The organism is Streptomyces sp. NPDC088554 (assembly GCF_044752945.1).
Lineage (GTDB): Bacteria > Actinomycetota > Actinomycetes > Streptomycetales > Streptomycetaceae > Streptomyces.
The window spans coordinates 98,937-117,218 of the sequence record NZ_JBIVMF010000022.1 but is presented as its reverse complement, the minus strand read 5'-3'; the positions used below and the strand labels follow the sequence as shown (position 1 = coordinate 117,218).

At 70.7% G+C, this 18,282-nt stretch carries 18 protein-coding genes; 13 read left to right on the top strand and 5 right to left on the bottom strand.

Annotated features, from left to right (window positions below; all coding sequences use genetic code 11):
• The 3 genes from ACIP8W_RS24485 to ACIP8W_RS24475 all read right to left on the bottom strand — a co-directional run.
• Positions 1 to 1,068 (bottom strand): transposase (locus ACIP8W_RS24485; RefSeq protein WP_402204635.1); only part of this gene is annotated, 1,068 nt, incomplete at its 3' end.
• 288 nt (positions 1,069 to 1,356) lie between these two features.
• Positions 1,357 to 1,641, bottom strand: coding sequence for a DUF6087 family protein (locus ACIP8W_RS24480; protein ID WP_402149248.1), 285 nt, complete (start codon positions 1,639 to 1,641; stop codon positions 1,357 to 1,359).
• Between the two features lie 12 nt (positions 1,642 to 1,653).
• Positions 1,654 to 3,075 (bottom strand): Tat pathway signal protein, encoded by a 1,422-nt coding sequence (locus ACIP8W_RS24475; RefSeq protein WP_402204633.1) that lies wholly within the window; start codon positions 3,073 to 3,075, stop codon positions 1,654 to 1,656.
• 104 nt (positions 3,076 to 3,179) lie between these two features.
• Between ACIP8W_RS24475 and ACIP8W_RS24470 the strand changes: the two genes are divergently transcribed.
• From ACIP8W_RS24470 to ACIP8W_RS24450, 5 genes are all read left to right on the top strand, one after another.
• Positions 3,180 to 3,446 carry a putative ATP-grasp-modified RiPP gene (locus ACIP8W_RS24470; RefSeq protein ID WP_402149244.1) on the top strand — a complete coding sequence of 89 codons (267 nt, stop codon included), beginning with the start codon at positions 3,180 to 3,182 and terminating at the stop codon, positions 3,444 to 3,446.
• 3 nt (positions 3,447 to 3,449) lie between these two features.
• The gene (locus ACIP8W_RS24465) at positions 3,450 to 3,614 is read left to right on the top strand and encodes a hypothetical protein (protein ID WP_402204631.1); all 165 of its coding nucleotides are present in this window, start codon (positions 3,450 to 3,452) and stop codon (positions 3,612 to 3,614) included.
• Positions 3,615 to 3,644: 30 nt separating this feature from the next.
• Positions 3,645 to 4,430, top strand: coding sequence for a hypothetical protein (locus tag ACIP8W_RS24460; RefSeq protein ID WP_402204629.1), 786 nt, complete (start codon positions 3,645 to 3,647; stop codon positions 4,428 to 4,430).
• Entirely contained in the window at positions 4,427 to 5,626 is a 1,200-nt protein-coding gene (tgmC, locus tag ACIP8W_RS24455) for an ATP-grasp peptide maturase system methyltransferase (protein ID WP_402149242.1), read from the top strand. Before ACIP8W_RS24460 ends, tgmC begins: the two co-directional genes overlap by 4 nt.
• A 252-nt stretch (positions 5,627 to 5,878) precedes the next feature.
• Positions 5,879 to 6,292, top strand: coding sequence for a hypothetical protein (locus ACIP8W_RS24450; RefSeq protein WP_402149240.1), 414 nt, complete (start codon positions 5,879 to 5,881; stop codon positions 6,290 to 6,292).
• A gap of 62 nt (positions 6,293 to 6,354) precedes the next feature.
• Here ACIP8W_RS24450 and ACIP8W_RS24445 read toward each other — a convergent pair whose 3' ends face one another.
• Positions 6,355 to 7,398, bottom strand: coding sequence for a LacI family DNA-binding transcriptional regulator (locus tag ACIP8W_RS24445; RefSeq protein WP_401956439.1), 1,044 nt, complete (start codon positions 7,396 to 7,398; stop codon positions 6,355 to 6,357).
• Between the two features lie 164 nt (positions 7,399 to 7,562).
• Here ACIP8W_RS24445 and ACIP8W_RS24440 point away from each other — a divergent pair, with 164 nt between their 5' ends.
• From ACIP8W_RS24440 to ACIP8W_RS24410, 7 genes are all read left to right on the top strand, one after another.
• Entirely contained in the window at positions 7,563 to 8,864 is a 1,302-nt protein-coding gene (locus ACIP8W_RS24440) for an ABC transporter substrate-binding protein (protein WP_402149238.1), read from the top strand.
• A gap of 17 nt (positions 8,865 to 8,881) precedes the next feature.
• Positions 8,882 to 9,838, top strand: a complete 957-nt coding sequence (locus ACIP8W_RS24435) for a carbohydrate ABC transporter permease (protein ID WP_401956436.1) — start codon at positions 8,882 to 8,884, stop codon at positions 9,836 to 9,838.
• Positions 9,838 to 10,656: a carbohydrate ABC transporter permease gene (locus tag ACIP8W_RS24430; protein ID WP_402204627.1), complete on the top strand. Its 819-nt coding sequence runs from the start codon at positions 9,838 to 9,840 to the stop codon at positions 10,654 to 10,656. Before ACIP8W_RS24435 ends, ACIP8W_RS24430 begins: the two co-directional genes overlap by 1 nt.
• Positions 10,657 to 10,769: 113 nt before the next feature.
• Positions 10,770 to 13,091: a beta-glucosidase gene (locus ACIP8W_RS24425; protein WP_401956462.1), complete on the top strand. Its 2,322-nt coding sequence runs from the start codon at positions 10,770 to 10,772 to the stop codon at positions 13,089 to 13,091.
• Positions 13,092 to 13,228: 137 nt separating this feature from the next.
• The gene (locus ACIP8W_RS24420) at positions 13,229 to 15,034 is read left to right on the top strand and encodes a hypothetical protein (RefSeq protein ID WP_402204625.1); all 1,806 of its coding nucleotides are present in this window, start codon (positions 13,229 to 13,231) and stop codon (positions 15,032 to 15,034) included.
• Positions 15,031 to 15,528, top strand: a complete 498-nt coding sequence (locus ACIP8W_RS24415) for a hypothetical protein (RefSeq protein WP_401956429.1) — start codon at positions 15,031 to 15,033, stop codon at positions 15,526 to 15,528. Before ACIP8W_RS24420 ends, ACIP8W_RS24415 begins: the two co-directional genes overlap by 4 nt.
• Positions 15,529 to 15,760: 232 nt before the next feature.
• Complete coding sequence (locus ACIP8W_RS24410) at positions 15,761 to 17,035, top strand: XdhC family protein (RefSeq protein ID WP_402204623.1); 1,275 nt, start codon at positions 15,761 to 15,763, stop codon at positions 17,033 to 17,035.
• A 56-nt stretch (positions 17,036 to 17,091) separates the two neighbouring features.
• Here ACIP8W_RS24410 and ACIP8W_RS24405 read toward each other — a convergent pair whose 3' ends face one another.
• Complete coding sequence (locus tag ACIP8W_RS24405) at positions 17,092 to 17,364, bottom strand: DUF4873 domain-containing protein (protein WP_401956423.1); 273 nt, start codon at positions 17,362 to 17,364, stop codon at positions 17,092 to 17,094.
• A gap of 196 nt (positions 17,365 to 17,560) precedes the next feature.
• On the opposite strand from ACIP8W_RS24405, the gene ACIP8W_RS24400 reads away from it, so the two are divergent.
• The gene (locus ACIP8W_RS24400; protein ID WP_401956421.1) at positions 17,561 to 18,193 is read left to right on the top strand and encodes an HAD family acid phosphatase; all 633 of its coding nucleotides are present in this window, start codon (positions 17,561 to 17,563) and stop codon (positions 18,191 to 18,193) included.
• Positions 18,194 to 18,282 lie beyond the last annotated feature (89 nt).

Below are 18,282 nucleotides of genomic sequence, written 5' to 3'. Positions count from 1 at the left end.
TTCGGCTTCGGCTTCGGCTTCGGCTTCGGCTTCGGCTTCGGCTTCGGCTTCGGCTTCGGCTTCGGCTTCGGCTTCGGCTTCGGCTTCGGCTTCGGCTTCGGCTTCGGCTTCGGCTTCGGCTTCGGCTTCGGCTTCGGCTTCGGCTTCGGCTTCGGCTTCGGCTTCGGCTTCGGCTTCGGCTTCGGCTTCGGCTTCGGCTTCGGGGAGAGTGTGGCAGGTCTCGGTCAGATGGACCTTGTAGCCCAGCCAGAACAGGTCGTCGCCTTTGGCCGCCCAGCGGGCGTCGGGGTCGTAGGGCGAGGCCAGACGGGTACTGCCGGGCGGGACGCCGTCCGTGTCGGCCTCCCGCTTGCTGACCACCTCCCGCCCGCGCGTGTTGGTGTGGACGTAGTAGGTCTGGACCGTGACCTGCCGCAGCAGTTCCACGGCCTCGATCTCGCGCAGCCATGGTGGAGAGGCAGGGGCATGCACCGCCCGCAGCAGTGCCAGGGCGTCGGTGCCGAAGATCTGGGCGAGCCGGTCGCGCTTGGTCTTCGAGGAGGGCATCGTCCACCCGTTGACGCGTTCGCCGTAGCGGTGCGCGAACTCCGGCACGTCGATCACGCCGGCAAGCCAGGCCGGAGCTGCCACCGCCAGCGCCTCCAGGGCCGCGCGTACGCTCTCCCCGGCCAGCTCGGTGCAGTTGAGGTCCCTGACCGCGCTGATGACATGGGTAGAGTCGGTGCGCTGCTTGCCCCCGGCGGCGACCAGGCCGGTGTCCCTGCAGTGCGCCAGCAGCCGGTCGAAGACCTCCCGCTCCAGGCCGTGCACGGCCAGGCGGGCGCGGAAGCGGGGCAGCACGGTGTGGTCGAAGCCGGTATCGGTCAGCTCGGCCCCGATCGCGTATTTCCAGTCGATGGCGCGTACCGCCATCGCCGCGGCCTGCCGGTCGGTGAGGTCCTCGGCGAACTGCAAAACCGTCACCAGCGCGAGAACGCCGGGCGAGTACCCCGGGGCCCCGCGCACCCCGAACGCGGCCGCGAACGGCTCATCGGCGAAGACCCCGGCGAGATGGTCGCGGACCCGCATCGGCAGGCTTCCCTTCGGGAAGGCGGCACGGGCCGTCTTCACGGTCTGCTCCGGGACCGGCGGCAGGCCCTTGGGCTGTAACGACAACGCGCATCACTCCCACGGCCGCACGACAGGGAAGCGACCGCACCCACGATCATGCCGCAACCAACCGGCCCGCCTCAGGAATTGCGCACCAGAGTCCTCAGCGGCAACAAAGCCAACGTGACTCCGCTACGTCCCACCCCAAACCCTGACCGCTGACGCTTCGCGGCCCGCAGCGTTGACGCCGGCCCCAAGCCGTGCCGGTTACTGCCGGGGTTCCGACTCGGCCTGGGCCACCCATGTCACCGCCGCCGCGAGATCGGATGCCGTCCCGGCGGGGACGTAGGTGAAGCCGTCCCACTCCTCCAGTACGCGCGGCTCATCCGGCCGAAGGTGGCCAGCGCCACCATGTACCGGCCGGTGCCGCCGGTAGATGTCCATCGGAGGTCGGCGCCGCTTGTTGTACGCGGCCAGCGGGTCGCCGGGGCCGACGTTCGGGACGGCGCGCGACGGCTGGTTCGGTGGCCCGGGTCGGGAGTGCTTGCCCATGGCTCGATGGTCTCAGGCCGCGACGGCGGTCGGCCGGGCCGCGGCGAGATCCGCCGCGCGGGCACGCACCTCGTCCACCGCGGCGGTCTTGTACGGGCGGGCGGCATCCAGCAGCGTGTTGAGGCGTGAGACGACCAGAGCCGATTCGAGGCGGGCGGCCTCATCCAGTGCCTCCTGGGCCGACGCGGCGCCCTGCTCGGCCTCCCCTTCGGCGAACAGCGCGGCGGCCAGGCCGACGCGGTCCATGGCCTTCACCCGCTCGAAGCCGGGCCTGCGCAGCGCGAGAGCGTCGGTGAAGTGGACGCTGGCGGGACTGCGGGGCCGGCCTATCCCGGCGAGATCGCGAGCGGATACCGCGCGGGCGCCGGCGTGCTCGGCGGCGTCGAAGTACGCCACCCATTCCGGCACGTCCTGACCGAGTCCCTCGGCCACCAGTTCGTCAGCGCTACCGAGGTACCGCTCGGCTTCGCGCTCGTCGCCGAGGGCTGCGTGTACCCGCCCGGTCTGGGAGGCGACCAGTGCCCTGGTCGCGGGCAGGTTCGCCTTCGCCGCGGCCACACCGAGCAGTCCGAGGGCGTCATCGGGGTGGCCGAGGTAGATCATCTGGTGAGACATGCGGGTGACGATCTCCACCCCGCGGTCCGGCTGCCCGGCCTCACCGGCCGCGTAGATGCCGTAAGACCAGTACCGCTGGGCGGTGGCGTACCGGCCGCAGTCGTGGCTCACCCACCCGGCCAAAGCTGCCAGGTCGGCGGTCGCCGCGAACACGCGGGACTTCAGGGAGGCGGGGACGCCGACCTGGATACGGCGGGCGACTTCGGCGAGCTGGGCGACGATCGCCGAGCGGTACAGCCCGCCGCCCTTGGACGCGTCGGCCTTCGTAAAGAACGCGGTCACCTCCTCCAGCGCGGCGGTGGTGTCGGCGTCGAACCCCTTGGCATCGCGGCCCAGACGGCGGGCGGTGCCGCCCAGCATCCGCTCGGCGGCCAGGATGAGCGGAGCGCCAAGGGCGAGCTTGAGGGTGTCGCGGCGGTCGAGGAAGAGATCCATCTGGGTCCATCCGGCCAGGGTCTGGGCGGCTGCCTCGGTCAGCAGCGGGAGCTGGATGCTATCCAGGGTGGGCCCGGCAGCCGTCAGCCCGAGATCACCCGGTGTGAGCGGCTGGCCGACCGCATCGGAGAGGACGGCCGCCAGGAGGGCGGGGACCGGTGGGCGGGGGCGTTCGCCATCGATCCACCGGCGGATGCGGGTGGCGTCCGGGGCGATCTGCCGGTGACCTTGGCGAACCGCTTCAGCGGCCACCCGGCGGGCGATCTCGCCGTTCGACGAACCGCTCGCGGCGACCCACAGCGCGAGGTGCGGGTTACTGCATCTGCTGGGCACCTTCGCCTCACCCTTCCCGACGGACATCACGGAGCGTGGCAACTTCGCCACGGTTCGCGGCACCTACGGTACTGGTCAGGGCTGGTGCGGGAGGTCGATTCTGCATCTGCGGCAGCCGCTCGGCTATCCGCATGTGGCAAGGGAAGGGAACTCACATGGCGACGCTTGCACCCCAGGCTCCGTGGGCGATGCGGCTGGTCACCGACCGGCTGCCGGTCGGCCCGCCGTCGTACACCGCGGTGACGCTCGACCCGTCGACGCAGACCGCCGTCTACACCGACGCTGCCGGCCAGCCGATCGAGATGGGCAAGCACGGCACGAGCAAGACCACGGGCACCGCGTCGATGTCCGGGGGTGGCGACGGGCAGAAGCCGCAGCCACAGACCCAGGACGACCACACCACCGACTACGAGTCGGACTGACCCATGGCCTCCACCGTCCTGGTCGTCACCGCGCTGGAAGACGTCACCGCGGACTGGGTCATCGCCGCGCTGAACGAGCGCGAGGTGCCCGTCGCACGGGTCGACCCGGCCGACATCGGCCCCGGCCTGACCTTCGGCGCCCGCATCGGCGTCGGGGCGCCGGCCTAGGCCGGGCGGCTGGTCACCGGCAGCCGGGAGGTGGAGCTGGGGGAGGTGGCGGCGGTGTACTACCGCCGCCCCACCCCTTACGCCGCCCGCTACCAGCACCTGCCCGCCCAGCAACGCGCTTTCGCCGCGGCCGAGGCCCGGCATGGGCTCGGCGGAGTGCTGAACCACCTGCACGGCGCCTTCTACGTCAACCACCCCTCCGCGGTCACGGCCGCGGACTTCAAGCCCGCCCAAGTCCAGCTCGCCGCCCAGCTCGGCCTGACGGTGCCGCCGACGCTGGTCACCAACGACCCGGAGCAGGCCGCCAAGTTCGCCGCCGACCACAGCCCGGTCATCTACAAGACGTTCCGCGGCCTGCCCCGGGATGAGGACGGGCACGCCGGCGCGATCTGGGCCCAGCGCGTCGACCCGTCCACCTTCGACGACTCCCTCGCGGTGACCGCGCATCTGTTCCAAGCGGAGATCCCCAAGACCGGCGACGTGCGTGTCACGGTGGTCGGCCAGCGCATCTTCGCCCAGCAGATCGCCGCACCGGACGGCGCGCTGGACTGGCGCCGCGGCGACTGGGACGCCCTGTTCCACGCACCCATCGGTGTCCCGGCCGCCATCGAAGCAGCCCTGCACAGCTACCTCACGGCGTTCGGCTTGGTCTTCGGCTGCTTCGACTTCGCCCTCACCGGCGACGGCGATGCGGCGGAGCACTGGGTCTTCATCGAATGCAACCCGAACGGCCAGTGGGGCTGGCTGCCCGACGCCGACGACATCACGACGGCGTTCGCCGACATCCTGAGCACGGAAGGAGGCGGGGCGCGATGACGATGCCCGCCGATCTGGAGACCGACGCCGCGCGGCTGCGCGAGGCGATGGCAAAGGCCCTCGCCGAGGACGGCGTGCTCGCCGATCCCGGCTGGCGGGCGGCGGTCGAGCGGGTGCCCCGGCACCGGTTCGTGCCGGGCTTCTACCTGCCCGCCGACGAGCGCGACGGGCAGGGCCTGACGGTGTGGGAGCCGGTCACCGCCGAGTTGGACTATGGCCGCTGGCTGGCCGCCGCGTACTCCGACACCACTCTGATCACCCAGTTCGACGGCGACGAACCGGACTGGAAGCAGCCCGCCGTACGGCACGGCGGGGCCCCCACCTCGTCGTCCACACTGCCGTCGTTGGTCGTGCGGATGTGGGCGGACGCGGACGTGCAGGAAGGGCACACGGTGATGGAGATCGGCACCGGCACCGGCTACTCCACCGCGCTCGCCTGCGAACGTCTCGGCTCCGCCGACGTCACCTCGATCGAGGTCGATCCGCACCGGCTGGAGCAGGCGGCCAGCGCGCTGTACGGGTGCGGGTACACGCCGACGCTGGCGGTGGCGGACGGGCTGTACGGGTACTGGCCCGAGGCCAAGTTCGACCGGATCGTGGCCGCGTGCTCCTTCCGGGCCGTGCCGCCCGCGCTGCTGGCGCAGGCCCGGCCGGGCGGGAAGATCCTGCTCACCCTCTCGGGGTGGCTCTACGGTTACGCCCGCGTCCTGCTGACGGTGAAGGGCGACGGCACCTCCGACGGCCAACTGCTGGGCGGCACTGTCTCCTTCATGTCCGCGCGTACGCACGCGGCGCCGGCGTTCGGCAACCCCGCCCACTGGGCCGCGGGCCTGCCCGACACCGGACGGGCGGCCCGGCACACCCCGGAGCGGATCACGGCGGCAACCGAAGAGGCTTTCCACCTGCGTTTCCTCGCCCAGTGCGCCATCCCCGACGCTCAGATGACGACGGTCGGCGAGGTGGTGCACCTAGTCGACGTGGTCACCGGCTCCGCCGCCACCCTCACCCCGCGCGAGAGCCGATGGGAGGTCCGCGAGGGCGGCCCGGTGAAGCTGTGGGAGCAGATCGAGCGTGTCCTGAGCGCGTACGACGAGGCGAGCCGGCCGGGGCCGGAGACGTTCACTCTGCACGTCTACGAGGGCGGACAACACCTGCGGCATCCGCAAATGCCCATCCTGCCCCTGCCACAACCCTGACCTCGAAACTCCTTCTGCAATACCGGATTTGGAACTGAGATATTGGCAGCTGAACTGAATCGGGTACGAGCAATATGCCGCGGCGGGGAAACCCCACAGTCCGCAGTGCACGGCTCGTGATCCGTCGATTCCTACGTACAACGACCCTCATGCCGTTACAGACGAGGCGAGGTTGCCCCCGCCGCGAGTTGCCGCCAGTGTCCGATCGCGAGGGGAGCAGTGCCAGCCGTACCGAGTGCTCAACATGCTGACTTGCCAGGGAAGGCCATGCGGGAGCTGCTCTGCCAGGTCTGCGGGCACCCCGCCCACCGCAGCGCGGACGGTGTGTTGTGGCTGCTCGGCGAGGACTCCGGCGACGCCGATTTCTGGACCACCGATCTCACCACGGCTCACCCGCCGCTCTGCATGCCGTGTGCCCTGACCTCCCTCCGCGCCTGCCCGCATCTGCGCGAGCGATACACAGCCCTTCGGGTACGCGCTTTCGCTCCGGCCGGAGTACAGGGCGCCCTCTACCGGCCGGGCCACCCCTCGCCCGTCGCCGTGGACGCGGCAGGAGTGGCCTTCGGCGATCCCCGCATCCGCTGGGTCTGCGCCGGACAACTCATCATGCGGCTGAGCGAATTCACGGTCGTCGACCTGGAATCCGAGTACGCGACGACCAGGTGAGCCGCTTCCTGTACCCGCAGGAAAGACAGGCGCGCCGCACGGAGAAACGCATCGCCCCCGGGCTACCCCGCCGGCCGCGCCGTGCTGTTGCGTACCACCAGGCGGGTGCCGAACTCGATGCGGGTGTCGGCCTGGTCGGCGCCGGGGGGTTGGGCGGTGCGGTCCGAGCGGCGCAGGCGCAGGAGCATGCGGGCGGCTTCCTCGGCCATTTCGACCAGGGGCTGGTGGACCGTGGTGAGGGCCGGGCTGGACCACTGGGCCAGGGGGATGTCGTCGTACCCCACGACCGAGAGGTCCTCGGGGATGCGCAGGCCGAGGACGCGGGCGGCCTCCAGGACGCCCAGGGCCTGGAGGTCGCTGCCCGCGAAGACGGCGGTGGGGCGGTCGGGCGCGCGCAGCAGCTCCACGGCGTGGGCGTGGCCCGAGTCGACGTGGAAGGTGCCGAAGCGTACGAGCGCCGGGTCGGTCTCCAGGCCCGCCATGCCCATGGCGGAGCGGAAGCCGTCGAGGCGGGCCAGTGAGCAGAGCATGTCCTCGGGGCCGGTGATGACGGCGATCCTGCGGTGGCCGAGGTCGATGAGGTGGCGGGTGGCGGCCAGTCCGCCGGCCCAGTTGGCGGAGCCCACGGACGGTACGTCGGGTTCCGGGTCGCCCGCCGGGTCGATGATCACGAAGGGGATGGCCCGGGACCAGAGCTTCTTCTTGAGGTCGTCGGGGAGTGTGGAGAAGACCAGGACGACGCCGAGCGGCCGTCGCCGCAGTACGCCCTCGACCCAGTCGGCGCCCGGGGAGTGACGGGTGCCGGTCTCGGTGAGCACGACGCTGACGCCGGTCTCCTTGGCCACGTTCTGTACGCCCCGGATCAGCTCCATCGCCCAGGTGCTGTCCAGCTCGTGGAAGACGATCTCGATGAGCGGCGCCTCGGGGGCGGTGGGGGTGGAGCGCCGGTAGCCGTGTGCGTCGAGCAGCTCCTCCACCTTGCCCCGGGTCGGTGCGGAGACATCGGGCCGACCGTTGAGGACTTTCGAAACTGTCGAAAGGGATACCCCGGCTTGCGAAGCCACCTGAGCCAGGGTGACCCGGCTTCCACTCGTCTCATCACGCATGCACCGAAGGATAGAGCCTCCGGGATAGAGCCTCCGGAAGTCGCGTGGAGTGGGTAACGGTTTGGCTGAGTGACGACCGCACTGTTGACCGTCCCGGAGGAGGGTTCTACGGTCCTCGCCAGATACTTTCGGCAAAGTGGCCGATACTTTCGAGGGGTCGATCGATGAAGAATCGCGCACGGTTTTCTCGAACGGTCGCCGGTGGGGTGGCGCTGGTCCTGGGTCTGGGCCTGACCGCCTGCGGTGGGGGCGGCGGCTCGGCGGGTGGCGCCGACGAGTTCCACGTACTGGTCTACGGCGACGCCACGAACAAGGTGGAGAAGCGGATCGTCGAGACGTTCAACAAGACCTCCAAGGTCAAGGCGGTCCTCGACACCGTCCCCGGCGCCGACTACCAGAAGAAGCTCCAGACCATCATCAGTACCCCTCAGGCCCCCGATGTCTTCTTCAACTGGGGCGGCGGTTCCATCCAGCCCTTCGTCAAGGCCGATCTGGTGCTCCCGCTCGATGAAATGATCGCGAAGAACCCGGAGTTGAGGTCGAACTTCCTGCCGTCCGTCTTCAACACCGCAGAGATCGACGGCAAGGCGTACGGCATCCCCATGCGCGGCACCCAGCCGGTGCTGCTGTTCAGCAACAAGAAGGTTCTCGCGGACGCCGGGACGGGGCAGCCCAGGACCTGGGACGAGTTGCTCGACGCGGTGAAGAAGCTCAGGGCCGAGGGCGTCACCCCGATCGCGCTGGGCGGCGGGGACCGCTGGCCGACCCTGATGTGGTTCGAGTACGTGTACGACAGGGTCGCGGGCCCCGAGCTGTTCAAGAAGGCGCTGGCCGGTGACAAAAGCGTCTGGGAGAGCCCCGAGAGCCGAAAATCCCTCGCCCTGATACGGGAGTTGGTGGACGCGGGCGCGTTCGGCACCAGCTACGACTCGGTGAAGTACACCGACAACGGCTCCCCCGCGCTGCTCGCCACCGGCAAGGCCGGATTCGAGCTGATGGGGTCGTGGGCGTACTCCACCCAGCAGGAGCTGGACGCGGACTTCGCCGCGAAGAGCCTCGGTTACGGCGACTTCCCGACCGTGGACGGCGGCAAGGGCGACCCCGCCGATGTCGTCGGCAACACCAACAACTTCTACTCGGTGCTGAAGAAGACCGAACACGCCGACGCCATAGCCGAGTTCCTCAAGCTCATGTACTCCGACGAGTTCGTCGAGGCGCAGTTGGACATCGGCAACCTGCCCACCACCACGACCACCGAGAAGTTCCTCGGCGCGGCGGAGAACCCCGGCTATCTCACGTACCAGTTCCGGATGGTCAGCGAGGCGCCCTCGTTCCAGCTCTCCTGGAACCAGGCGTACCCGCCGGCGGCCGACGCCCCGATGATGCAGGCCGTTCAGCAGTTCTTCAACGGTTCGATCGACGCCGACGGCTTCATCAAGGCCATGCAGTCCCTGTCCACCGACTGAGAGCGGCGCACCCCATCATGGTTACTCCCACCGCCCCGGCGCACGGCGCGCGGCGGCCGACCGGACGACGGGACAGGGGTACGGGCCGGGGTCCCGCCGGGTCCGGTGTGGCCCGTCCCGGGCTGACCTGGGCACTGCCCGCCGCCCTGTTCTTCGCGCTGTTCGCGATCGTCCCGCTGCTGCTGGTCGCCGTCCTGTCCTTCACCCACTGGAACGGGCTGGCCGATCCGGTCTTCGCGGGGTTCGACAACTGGACCGCGCTGGTCCACGACCCCGTGATGATCAAGAGTCTCTGGCTGAGTGTGCTGCTCACCGGGCTCGGTGTGGCCATCCAGACCCCGATGTCGATCCTGCTCGGTGTCTGGGCCGCCGGCCACCAACGCAACCGTGCCGTCCTCTCGGCGGTCTTCTTCGTCCCGCTGCTGCTCTCCGCCACCGCCATCTCCGTGCTGTGGCGCGCGCTGCTCGACCCGAACTTCGGTGTACCCGCGCAGGCGCGCTGGCTGTTCGGCGACGGCAATCTGCTGGGTACGCGCACGGGGGCGATCAGTGTGCTCGTCCTGGTCGCGACCTGGCAGTTCACCCCGTTCCACGCCCTGATCTACCAGGGCGCGGCCCGGGCGATCCCGCAGGTCCTCTACCAGGCGGCGGCGATCGACGGGGCCGGGCGCGTACGGCGGTTCTTCCACATCACACTGCCGCAGCTGCGCAACTCGATCATCACGTCCATGATCCTGATGGTGGTCGGCGGGCTCACCACCTTCGACACCGTACTGATCCTGACCAACGGCGGGCCCGGCACCGACACCAGCATCAGCGCGTTCTACATGTACCAGAAGGCCTTCAGGGAGTTCGACTTCGGGCAGGGCGCGGCCATCGCGCTGCTGCTGGTCGTGGTGGCCACGGTGATCTCGCTGATCGTGGTGCGGATCTCCGGCTACGACAAGATGGCCGGCACGAAGGAGGGCATGTGATGCGGCGCCGCCCGAACTATCTCGCCGGGCTGGGTGCCCTGTTGTGGCTGGGGCTGGTCGCCTTCCCGCTGTACGTGATGCTCGGTGCCACGGTGAAGAACCGCGCCGAGTACAGCGTGGGCGGCCCGCTGTCGTTCCCGTCGTCGTTCACCTTCGACAACTATGTGCGCGACTTCTCCAGTGGTTTCGGCCGCTATTTCCTCAACACCATGGCCGTCACTGCCAGTGTGGTGGCGATCGTGCTGCTGCTCGTACCGCCGCTGGCCTTCGTGATCGTGCGCAACCGGGGGCGCGGCACCGTCCGGGTGTTCCGGCTCTTCCTGCTGGGGCTGGCGATCCCGGCGCAGGCCGTGATCGTCCCGATGTTCTACGTGATCAGCAAGGCCGGCCTGTACGACAACCTCCTCGGTGTGATCCTGCCGACCGCCGCGTTCTGTCTGCCGGTGTGCGCGCTGATCCTCACCGGCACCATGCGCGACATCACCCAGGAGCTGTTCGAGGCGATGGCCATCGACGGCGCGACCACCCGGCGGGTCTTCTTCCAGCTGGTCGTGCCGCTGTCCCGGGGCGGGCTGGCGACCATCGTGGTGTTCGCCGCGCTCCAGGCGTGGAACGGCTTCCTGTTCCCCCTCGTCCTGACCCAGTCCGAGGAGACCAAGGTGCTCACCCTCGGACTGTACAACTTCCAGACCGAGCACGGCATCGACGTCCCCGGTCTGCTGGCGGCGGTGGTCCTGTCCACGCTGCCCGTCCTGCTCGTCTACCTGTTCGCCCGCCGCGCCCTGGTCCAGGGCCTGATGGGTGTCGGAGGAAAGTGATCGACAACGTGAGCAACGCGACCGGTACGACCGACACGAGCGCCCCCTTCCCGAGCGTCCCGCCCTCCCTCGGCGCCGAGCGCGCCCGGCGCGTCGAGGCGCTCGTCACCGCCATGACCCTGGACGAGAAACTCGCCCAGCTGTACGGACTGTGGGCGGGCGCCTCCGCTGACGGCGCCGAAGTCGCCCCGCACCAGCACGACATGGACAGCCCACCAACACTGGACGAGCTACTCCCTTACGGACTCGGCCAGTTGACCCGCCCGTTCGGTACGGTCCCGGTCGACCCCGCGCTGGGCGCGCTGTCGCTGGCGCGTACGCAGGAGCGGGTTGTCGCGGCCGGCCGCTTCGGGATCCCCGCGATGGCCCACGACGAGTGTCTGGCGGGCTTCGCCGCCTGGGGCGCGACCACCTATCCCGTCCCACTGTCCTGGGGCGCCTCCTTCGACCCCGATCTGGTACGGGAGATGGCGGGCGCCATCGGCCGCGACATGCGGTCCGTGGGGCTGCACCAGGGGCTCGCCCCCGTACTCGACGTGGTGCGCGACGCGCGCTGGGGCCGGGTCGAGGAGACCATCGGCGAGGACCCGTACCTGGTCGGTACGGTCGCCACGGCGTACGTCCAGGGCCTGGAGTCCGCCGGGATCGTGGCCACACTCAAACACTTCGCCGGATACTCCGCCTCGCGCGGCGGCCGCAATCTGGCCCCGGTGAGCATGGGCGCCAGGGAGCGCGCCGATGTGATCCTGCCGCCGTTCGAAATGGCGGTACGGGAGAGCGGCGTACGGTCCGTGATGCACGCGTACACCGACACCGACGGGGTGCCGAGCGCCGCCGACGAGGAGTTGCTGACCGGGCTGCTGCGGGACGCCTGGGGCTTCCAGGGGACCGTGGTGGCCGACTACTTCGGCATCGCCTTCCTCAAGACCCTGCACCACGTGGCCGCCGACTGGGGCGACGCCGCCACGACCGCCCTCACCGCGGGCGTCGATGTCGAACTGCCCACGGCGAAGACCTTCCGCGCGCCGCTGCGGGACGCGGTGCGCTCCGGACAGCTGCCCGAGGAGGTCGTCGACCGGGCGCTGCGCCGCGTACTGACGCAGAAGGCGCAGCTCGGGCTGCTCGACCCGGGGTGGAGCGCGGTGCCGTCCGCGCTGGCCGGGGCCGACACCGCCGACCCACGGGCCGGCGAGCGGCTGCGCGGGACCGTCACACTCGACTCCGCCGCGCACCGGGCCATCTCCCGTCGGCTCGCGGAGCGTTCGGTGATCCTGCTGCGCAACGACGGGACGCTGCCGCTGGCCGCGCCCGCCCGGATCGCGCTCATCGGCCCGCAGGGGGACACGCCCACGGCCGTCCTGGGCTGCTACTCCTTCCCCGTACACGTCGGATCACAGCACCCCGGCACCCCGGCCGGTATCGAACTGACCACGCTGCGCGAGGCGTTGGCGGCGGAGTTCCCCGGCGCGGAGATCGTCGCCGTGCCGGGTACGGGCATCGACTCCCCCGATGCGGAGGGGATCACGGCGGCGGTACGGGCGGCGCGCGGCGCGGACGCGGTCGTGGTCGCGCTCGGCGACCGGGCGGGACTCTTCGGCCGGGGCACCAGCGGGGAGGGCTGTGACGCGGAGTCGCTGGAACTTCCGGGTATCCAGGGCCAGTTGCTGGACGCGTTGCTCGACGCCCTGCGGCCCACCGGCACCCCGGTGGTGGTGACACTGGTGTCCGGGCGGCCGTACGCGCTGGGGCGGGCGGCGCGGGAGGCGGGCGCCGTCGTGCAGGCGTTCTTCCCCGGCCAGGAGGGCGCTCCGGCCGTCGCCGGGGTGCTCAGCGGCCGGATCAACCCCTCGGGCCGGCTCCCGGTGAGCGTGCCGCGGCTCGGCGGCGCCCAGCCGTCCACCTATCTGGCGGCGCCGCTGGGGCGGGCGAGCGAGGTCTCCAGCATCGACCCGACGCCGGACTTCCCCTTCGGCCACGGGCTGACGTACACCTCGTTCGTCTGGTCGGAGCTGGAGACGACCGGCGCCGTCACCGGTACGGACGGCTCGCTGGCGCTGTCCCTCACCGTACGCAACACCGGTGACCGGCAGGGCGACGAGGTCGTCCAGCTCTATCTGCACGACCCGGTCGCCTCCGTCGTCCAGCCGGTGCAGCGGCTGATCGGGTATGTCCGGGTGGCCCTGGAGCCGGGCGAGCGGGTCCGGATCGGGGTGAGTGTGCCCGCCGATCTCGCGTCGTTCACCGGGCGGGCCGGGCATCGTATCGTCGAACCCGGCGAGCTGGAGCTGCGGTTCGCCGCGTCGAGCGCCGATGTGCGGCTCGCCGCCACCGTCGCGCTGACCGGTCCGGTGCGCCGGGTGGACCACACCCGTGAGCTGCACGCCCGGTTCACGGTCGTCCGCGACTCCCCGGCGGACGGGGCCGAGGTGTGGTGACGGCCCGGAGCCGCCGGGCGGGGCGGCGCGCCGGGGTACGCGCCCTCCGATGCGCCCGTGCGCCCCGAAGTTGATCGGTTTTCACCTTCCCGGAGCATCGTTATCAGGCCACAGTGAAGGGGACGTAGGGGGAGAACATGACCGTTCCGCCGGCGGACAACGGCCCGAGTGCCCGAAGAGACGACACACCGCACGTCCCGCGGCAGACCGCCCCGGCCCCACCGCCGCAGGGACCGCCCGAGCCGTACACACCACAGCTCGCCGAGGAGGAGAACGCCGCCACACGCTATATGTGCACGGGCGTGCGGTTGTCCGAGGACTTCGCGCGCCTGGTGATGAGCGAGACGCGCCACGAACGGATCAGGGCGCGCGCCCCGTCGTACGGGGTGGACCTCGACCATGTGCGCGCACACGCCGCGGAGGCGCTGCGCGATCTGCGGGTGCGGGACCGCCGGGTGGGCGCGGCGTTTCTGCTCTCGCTGCTCCTGGCCCCCTCGGCCACCGTCCTGTACGCACTCGCCGCGGCCGCCATGAACGCCGCCGCCGGGGAGAACATGCGCGTCCGGGGCGTACGGAGGACCAAAACAGCGGGCCGGGTGTGGCTGACCAAGCCGCAGGGTTCCCCGTTCGCCGCTGTCGCGGCACCGTTGGCCACCCAGAACCTGCTGCTCGGACTCGCCTGCTGTTCCGGCCAGTTCTTCCTGTGGTCGCTGCCGGACCTCTTCGCGGCCTTCGCGCTGAGCGCGGTCCTGCTGATCGGCTGCCCCTGGTACTTCACCTGGCGGCAGCACGACGCGGCCTGGCAGGTGATCAGGGACTCGTTGCGGCCGGGACCCGCGTTCCAGCGCTCGGGGAGGGCGACGCCGGCCGACGACACCAACCTGGTTGTCTACACCGGCTATTCACCGTTCGTGGGCTCCGGCGGGAAGTTCAGCTCCTGGTCCTTCGCCACCCGGCTGATACCGAAGGGCATGACTCCGGGCAGCGGTACGAAACCACCCCCGGTGCCCTTCGGTTCCTCCGCGCTGATCGACCGTCTCCGCGCCGATCTGCTCGAACTGCGCGCGGAATCAACGGCTTCGGCGGACGGCATCGCCGGTATGGAGGTCACCGAGAAGGTCTTCGTCCACGGCACCGCGCTCCGTAACACCAAGCTGCTCCGCACCGCCGACATCTGGCCGGGCGGAGCCCTGCGCGGCCCCGGGAAGAGGCGCCCCACCGAGCGGCTGCCCCAGGACCGTGTCACCGCCTTGCGCGGACGCATCGACGGCCCCGTACGACACTGCCTGTCCCTGCAGATCCGGAGCTGGGACACCGATCTGGTGCTCACCGTGTTCGTACAGATCTCGGTCAACGGAGGAACGCTCTATCTCCAGAGCGACACCCACGTACTCCCACCGGTCAAGGAGGCGTTCCGGGTCGCCGACTCCCTCACCGCCCGGGAGAGCTCCGAGGAGGCTATCCGGCGCGGGGCGGACGCGGCACTCGCCTCCGGTGGCGTACTGCTGCGTTCCGTCCCCCACGTCATCGCGGAGCTGGGCGAGGCCGGACGGCTCAAGCGCCGGGAGGAGGAGCAGCAGTGGGCCCTCCAGCACGACAAGCGCTATGACTTCGGCGCCTTGACCAGCCTGCGGGAGCTGATCGCGGCCGGGCAGTACCGGAACTTCTTCCAGTTCGTGGACGCGACCAGGACCGGCAAACAGATCGAGCTTCAAGTCCTCCGCTCCGTCATGGACTTCCTGGCCGACCACGGCCTGGACGTCCACGACCTCGACGCGCGCAGGACGACGATCCTCAACAACGGCGTGATGATGTACGGCGGTTCCATGACCGGCAGCATCGCCGCCGGTCAGGGCGCGTCCGCCACGGCCACCGGCCTCGCCGGCGGCGGTGGCCCGGCGGGCGCCGGCGCCGGCGCCGGTGCCGGTACGGCGACGGCGTGACCCGGACCGGTCCGAGTGACCCGAGCGACCCGACCGAACCGAGCGACCAGACCGACCCGAGCGACCCGACCGATGAGGAGGCAGCCATGGGCGAGGGCCCACAGGTGAACGAGGGCATCGTCCTGAGCGGGAACGCCCAGGTCCACAACGCCGCCCTGGCGGCGGGCCGTTACGCCACCGCGACCACCCACAACACCGGCGGCACCACCGACCCCGCGACCGCCGAGGCCCTGCGGGACGCGCTCGAAACGATCGGTGTGCTGCGCCGCCGACTGGCGCGCGCGGAGTCCAGCCCCGACCTCTCCCCCGCACAGCGCGAGGAGGCGGACGCGGAAGCCGACGCGCTGGAGGGCGAACTCGCCTCCGACGAAGTCGACCGGAACAGTGTCACCGGCCGGCTGACCCGGCTGCGCCTCCTCGTCGGAAACGCGACGGCGCTGCTCGGCCTGGTCGCCTCGGCGCAGGAGAGCGTCCGGGCGATCACCGGCGGCTGAGCGTCCACCGGGACAGAGTGTGTCCACACTCCGGGGTGGGACACACCTGTCCCGGGGCCGCCGGATCCCGACCGCCTGTTCGATGCCGACGGGGCCGACGGGCCGGGCGGCCACAAGGTGCGGAAAACCACCAGCGATTTAGGGTGTCGCTTAGGCAGTGGGAACACCGCGGGACCCGCTCCCGCGGTGCGCGGACCGGGCAGCCGCCGCCCGCCGACCCCGAGGAGCACCTGTGCGGGACATCGCCGGAGCCATGGCCGCCTGGCACACGGCCGGGGTGCGCTTCGCGCTGGCCACGGTCGTACGGACCTGGCGGTCGGCACCGCGCGGGCCCGGCGCGGCGATGGCGGTGGCGGAGAGCGGCGAAGTGCTCGGGAGTGTGTCCGGGGGCTGCGTCGAGGCGGCGGTGTACGAGGCCGCGCGCGAGGTGATCGCCTCGGGCGAGGCGGTGCTGAAGACGTACGGGGTGAGTGACGGCGAGGCCCTGGAGGCGGGGCTGACCTGCGGAGGGATCGTCGAGGTCCTCGTACGCCCGGTCGACGGCCGCCACTTTCCCGGGCTGTCGGAGGTGCTGGACCGGATCACGGCGGGCCGCCCGGTGGCAGTGGCGACGGTGCTGCCGACGGGGCCGGCGGACGGGTCTCCGGGCAGGTCTCCGGGCAGGTCTCCGGACGGGTCTCCGGACGGGTCTCCGGGCAGGTTTCCAGACGGGTCTCCGGACGGGTCTCCGGGCAGGTTTCCAGACGGGTCTCCGGGCAGGTCTCCGGACGGGTTTCCGGGCGGCAACCTGGTCGTACTCCCCGATCCGTCCACGGAGCCCCCGCCCGGCACACCACCCGGCGCATCGGCTGGCACCCTGGCCGGTGGCGAGCGGCTGGACGCCGCGATCACCGAGCAGGCCCGGGGGATGCTGGCGCAGGGCCGCACCGGTGTCGTACGGATCGGCCGCCACGGCGAGCAGCGGATGGACGAGCTGACGGTCTTCGTCCAGTCCTTCGCGCCGCCGCCCAGGATGCTGGTCTTCGGGGCGATCGACTTCGCGGGCGCGGTGGCCAGGATGGGCAAGTTCCTGGGTTACCACGTCACGGTCTGCGACGCCCGCCCGGTCTTCGCGACCCGCGCGCGCTTCCCCGACGCGGACGAGCTGGTCGTCCAGTGGCCGCACCGCTTCCTGGAGGAGCATCCTGTGACGGAGTCCACGGTGATCTGCGTCCTGACGCACGACCCGAAGTTCGACGTACCCCTACTGGAACGCGCCCTGCGCACCCCCGCGCGCTACATCGGCGCCATGGGCAGCCGCCGTACCCACGAGGACCGGCTGACCCGGCTCCGGGCGGCGGGCGTCGACGAACGCGCCCTCGCCAGGATCTCCTCACCGATCGGTCTCGATCTGGGCGCCCGGACCCCCGAGGAGACCGCGGTGGCGATCATGGCCGAGATCATCGCCCTCAAGTGGGGCGGTACGGGCGAGCGCCTCACCCGTACCGAACTCTCCATCCACCGCTGAGCACGTGACCTGACGGGGCAGACATCGCCGGTCACGGCATGAGACCGGTCACGGCATCAGAAGGGAATCTCGCCGCTCCCCGAGACCCTCAGCCGCCCGCTGCCGATGGCCGTACGCGTGGCCACGACCGGCCGTTCCCGGCCATCGGGGAAGCGGATCCGGAGATCGGCGCCGTCCAACGCCAGTTCGAACCCCTCCCCGGCGTCCTCGGTCTGTACGCTGCCGCCCCACTGCCGCGTCTCACCGACCCGGCTCCCGCTCAATGTGGCCTCGACCTGAACCTCGGACTCACCGGCGACAAGAGTCGCGGGCCCCTGGTAGTTACTCATGGGCCCAGTGTGCGCCCCCTCGGCACCGGCCTCCCGCCACGCTCGCGGGAGGCGCGGGCCAACGGAACCTGTCTCACTGTGAGTTCGATTAATGGCCGACCGGACTCTACCCATCGGTAACCCACGGCTGCCACGATTGCGTACGACACACCAGCCACACCCCTCACCCTTCCTCCCCTCGCTCAAGGAGACCGGCATGGCTGCATTCGGCAGACTCGGAAGCCTCACCACGACAGCGCTTCTCACCGCTGCTCTCTCGGCGGGCGCCGCCCTCCCCGCGCTGGCCGCGACCCCGGCGGCCACCACGACCACCATGGCGGCCGCGGCCGCCGCGAAGCCGGACTACGCGACCTGGCAGGCCGACATCGCCGTGGTCATGGACCAGGCCGACGCCTACATCGCCGCCCGCACCGCCTCCGTACCCGCGGGACAGAAGCCCGCCATCGTCCTGGACATCGACAACACCGCGCTGGAAACCGACTACTCGTCGGGCCTCCCCACTCCGGCGATCCGCCGCACCCTCGCCCTGGCGAACTACGCGCACGACCGGGGCGTCAAGATCTTCTTCGTCTCGGCCCGCCCCGACCTCATCCAGCCGATCACCCAGCACAACCTGAAGTCCGTCGGCTACACCGTCGACGGCCTCTACGGCCGCTCGCTCATCGACCTGTTCACCGAGGTGAGCAAGTTCAAGACGGCCCAGCGGGCGAAGATCGAGAAGGACGGCTACACGATCATCGCCAACATCGGCAACAACACCACCGACCTGACCGGCGGCCACGCCGAACGCACCTTCAAGCTCCCGGACTACGACGGCCAGCTCTCCTGAGCATCCGGCGCACGCGGTTCCGCCCTGACCGGAGAAGCCCTCTCCGGTCAGGGCTTCTCCCGTCGACGACATGGGCGCCACCGTTGCGG

What these genes read in the sequence shown, in the direction of transcription:
- ACIP8W_RS24420 (WP_402204625.1), top strand. Translation starts at nt 13,229, where the DNA reads ATGACCGTTCCGCCGGCGGACAACGGCCCGAGTGCCCGAAGAGACGAC.
- ACIP8W_RS24440 (WP_402149238.1), top strand. Translation starts at nt 7,563, where the DNA reads ATGAAGAATCGCGCACGGTTTTCTCGAACGGTCGCCGGTGGGGTGGCG.
- ACIP8W_RS24470 (WP_402149244.1), top strand. Translation starts at nt 3,180, where the DNA reads ATGGCGACGCTTGCACCCCAGGCTCCGTGGGCGATGCGGCTGGTCACC.
- tgmC (WP_402149242.1), top strand. Translation starts at nt 4,427, where the DNA reads ATGACGATGCCCGCCGATCTGGAGACCGACGCCGCGCGGCTGCGCGAG.
- ACIP8W_RS24480 (WP_402149248.1), bottom strand. Translation starts at nt 1,641, where the DNA reads ATGGGCAAGCACTCCCGACCCGGGCCACCGAACCAGCCGTCGCGCGCC.
- ACIP8W_RS24430 (WP_402204627.1), top strand. Translation starts at nt 9,838, where the DNA reads ATGCGGCGCCGCCCGAACTATCTCGCCGGGCTGGGTGCCCTGTTGTGG.
- ACIP8W_RS24425 (WP_401956462.1), top strand. Translation starts at nt 10,770, where the DNA reads ATGACCCTGGACGAGAAACTCGCCCAGCTGTACGGACTGTGGGCGGGC.
- ACIP8W_RS24405 (WP_401956423.1), bottom strand. Translation starts at nt 17,364, where the DNA reads ATGAGTAACTACCAGGGGCCCGCGACTCTTGTCGCCGGTGAGTCCGAG.
- ACIP8W_RS24435 (WP_401956436.1), top strand. Translation starts at nt 8,882, where the DNA reads ATGGTTACTCCCACCGCCCCGGCGCACGGCGCGCGGCGGCCGACCGGA.
- ACIP8W_RS24465 (WP_402204631.1), top strand. Translation starts at nt 3,450, where the DNA reads ATGGCCTCCACCGTCCTGGTCGTCACCGCGCTGGAAGACGTCACCGCG.
- ACIP8W_RS24445 (WP_401956439.1), bottom strand. Translation starts at nt 7,398, where the DNA reads ATGCGTGATGAGACGAGTGGAAGCCGGGTCACCCTGGCTCAGGTGGCT.
- ACIP8W_RS24400 (WP_401956421.1), top strand. Translation starts at nt 17,561, where the DNA reads ATGGCTGCATTCGGCAGACTCGGAAGCCTCACCACGACAGCGCTTCTC.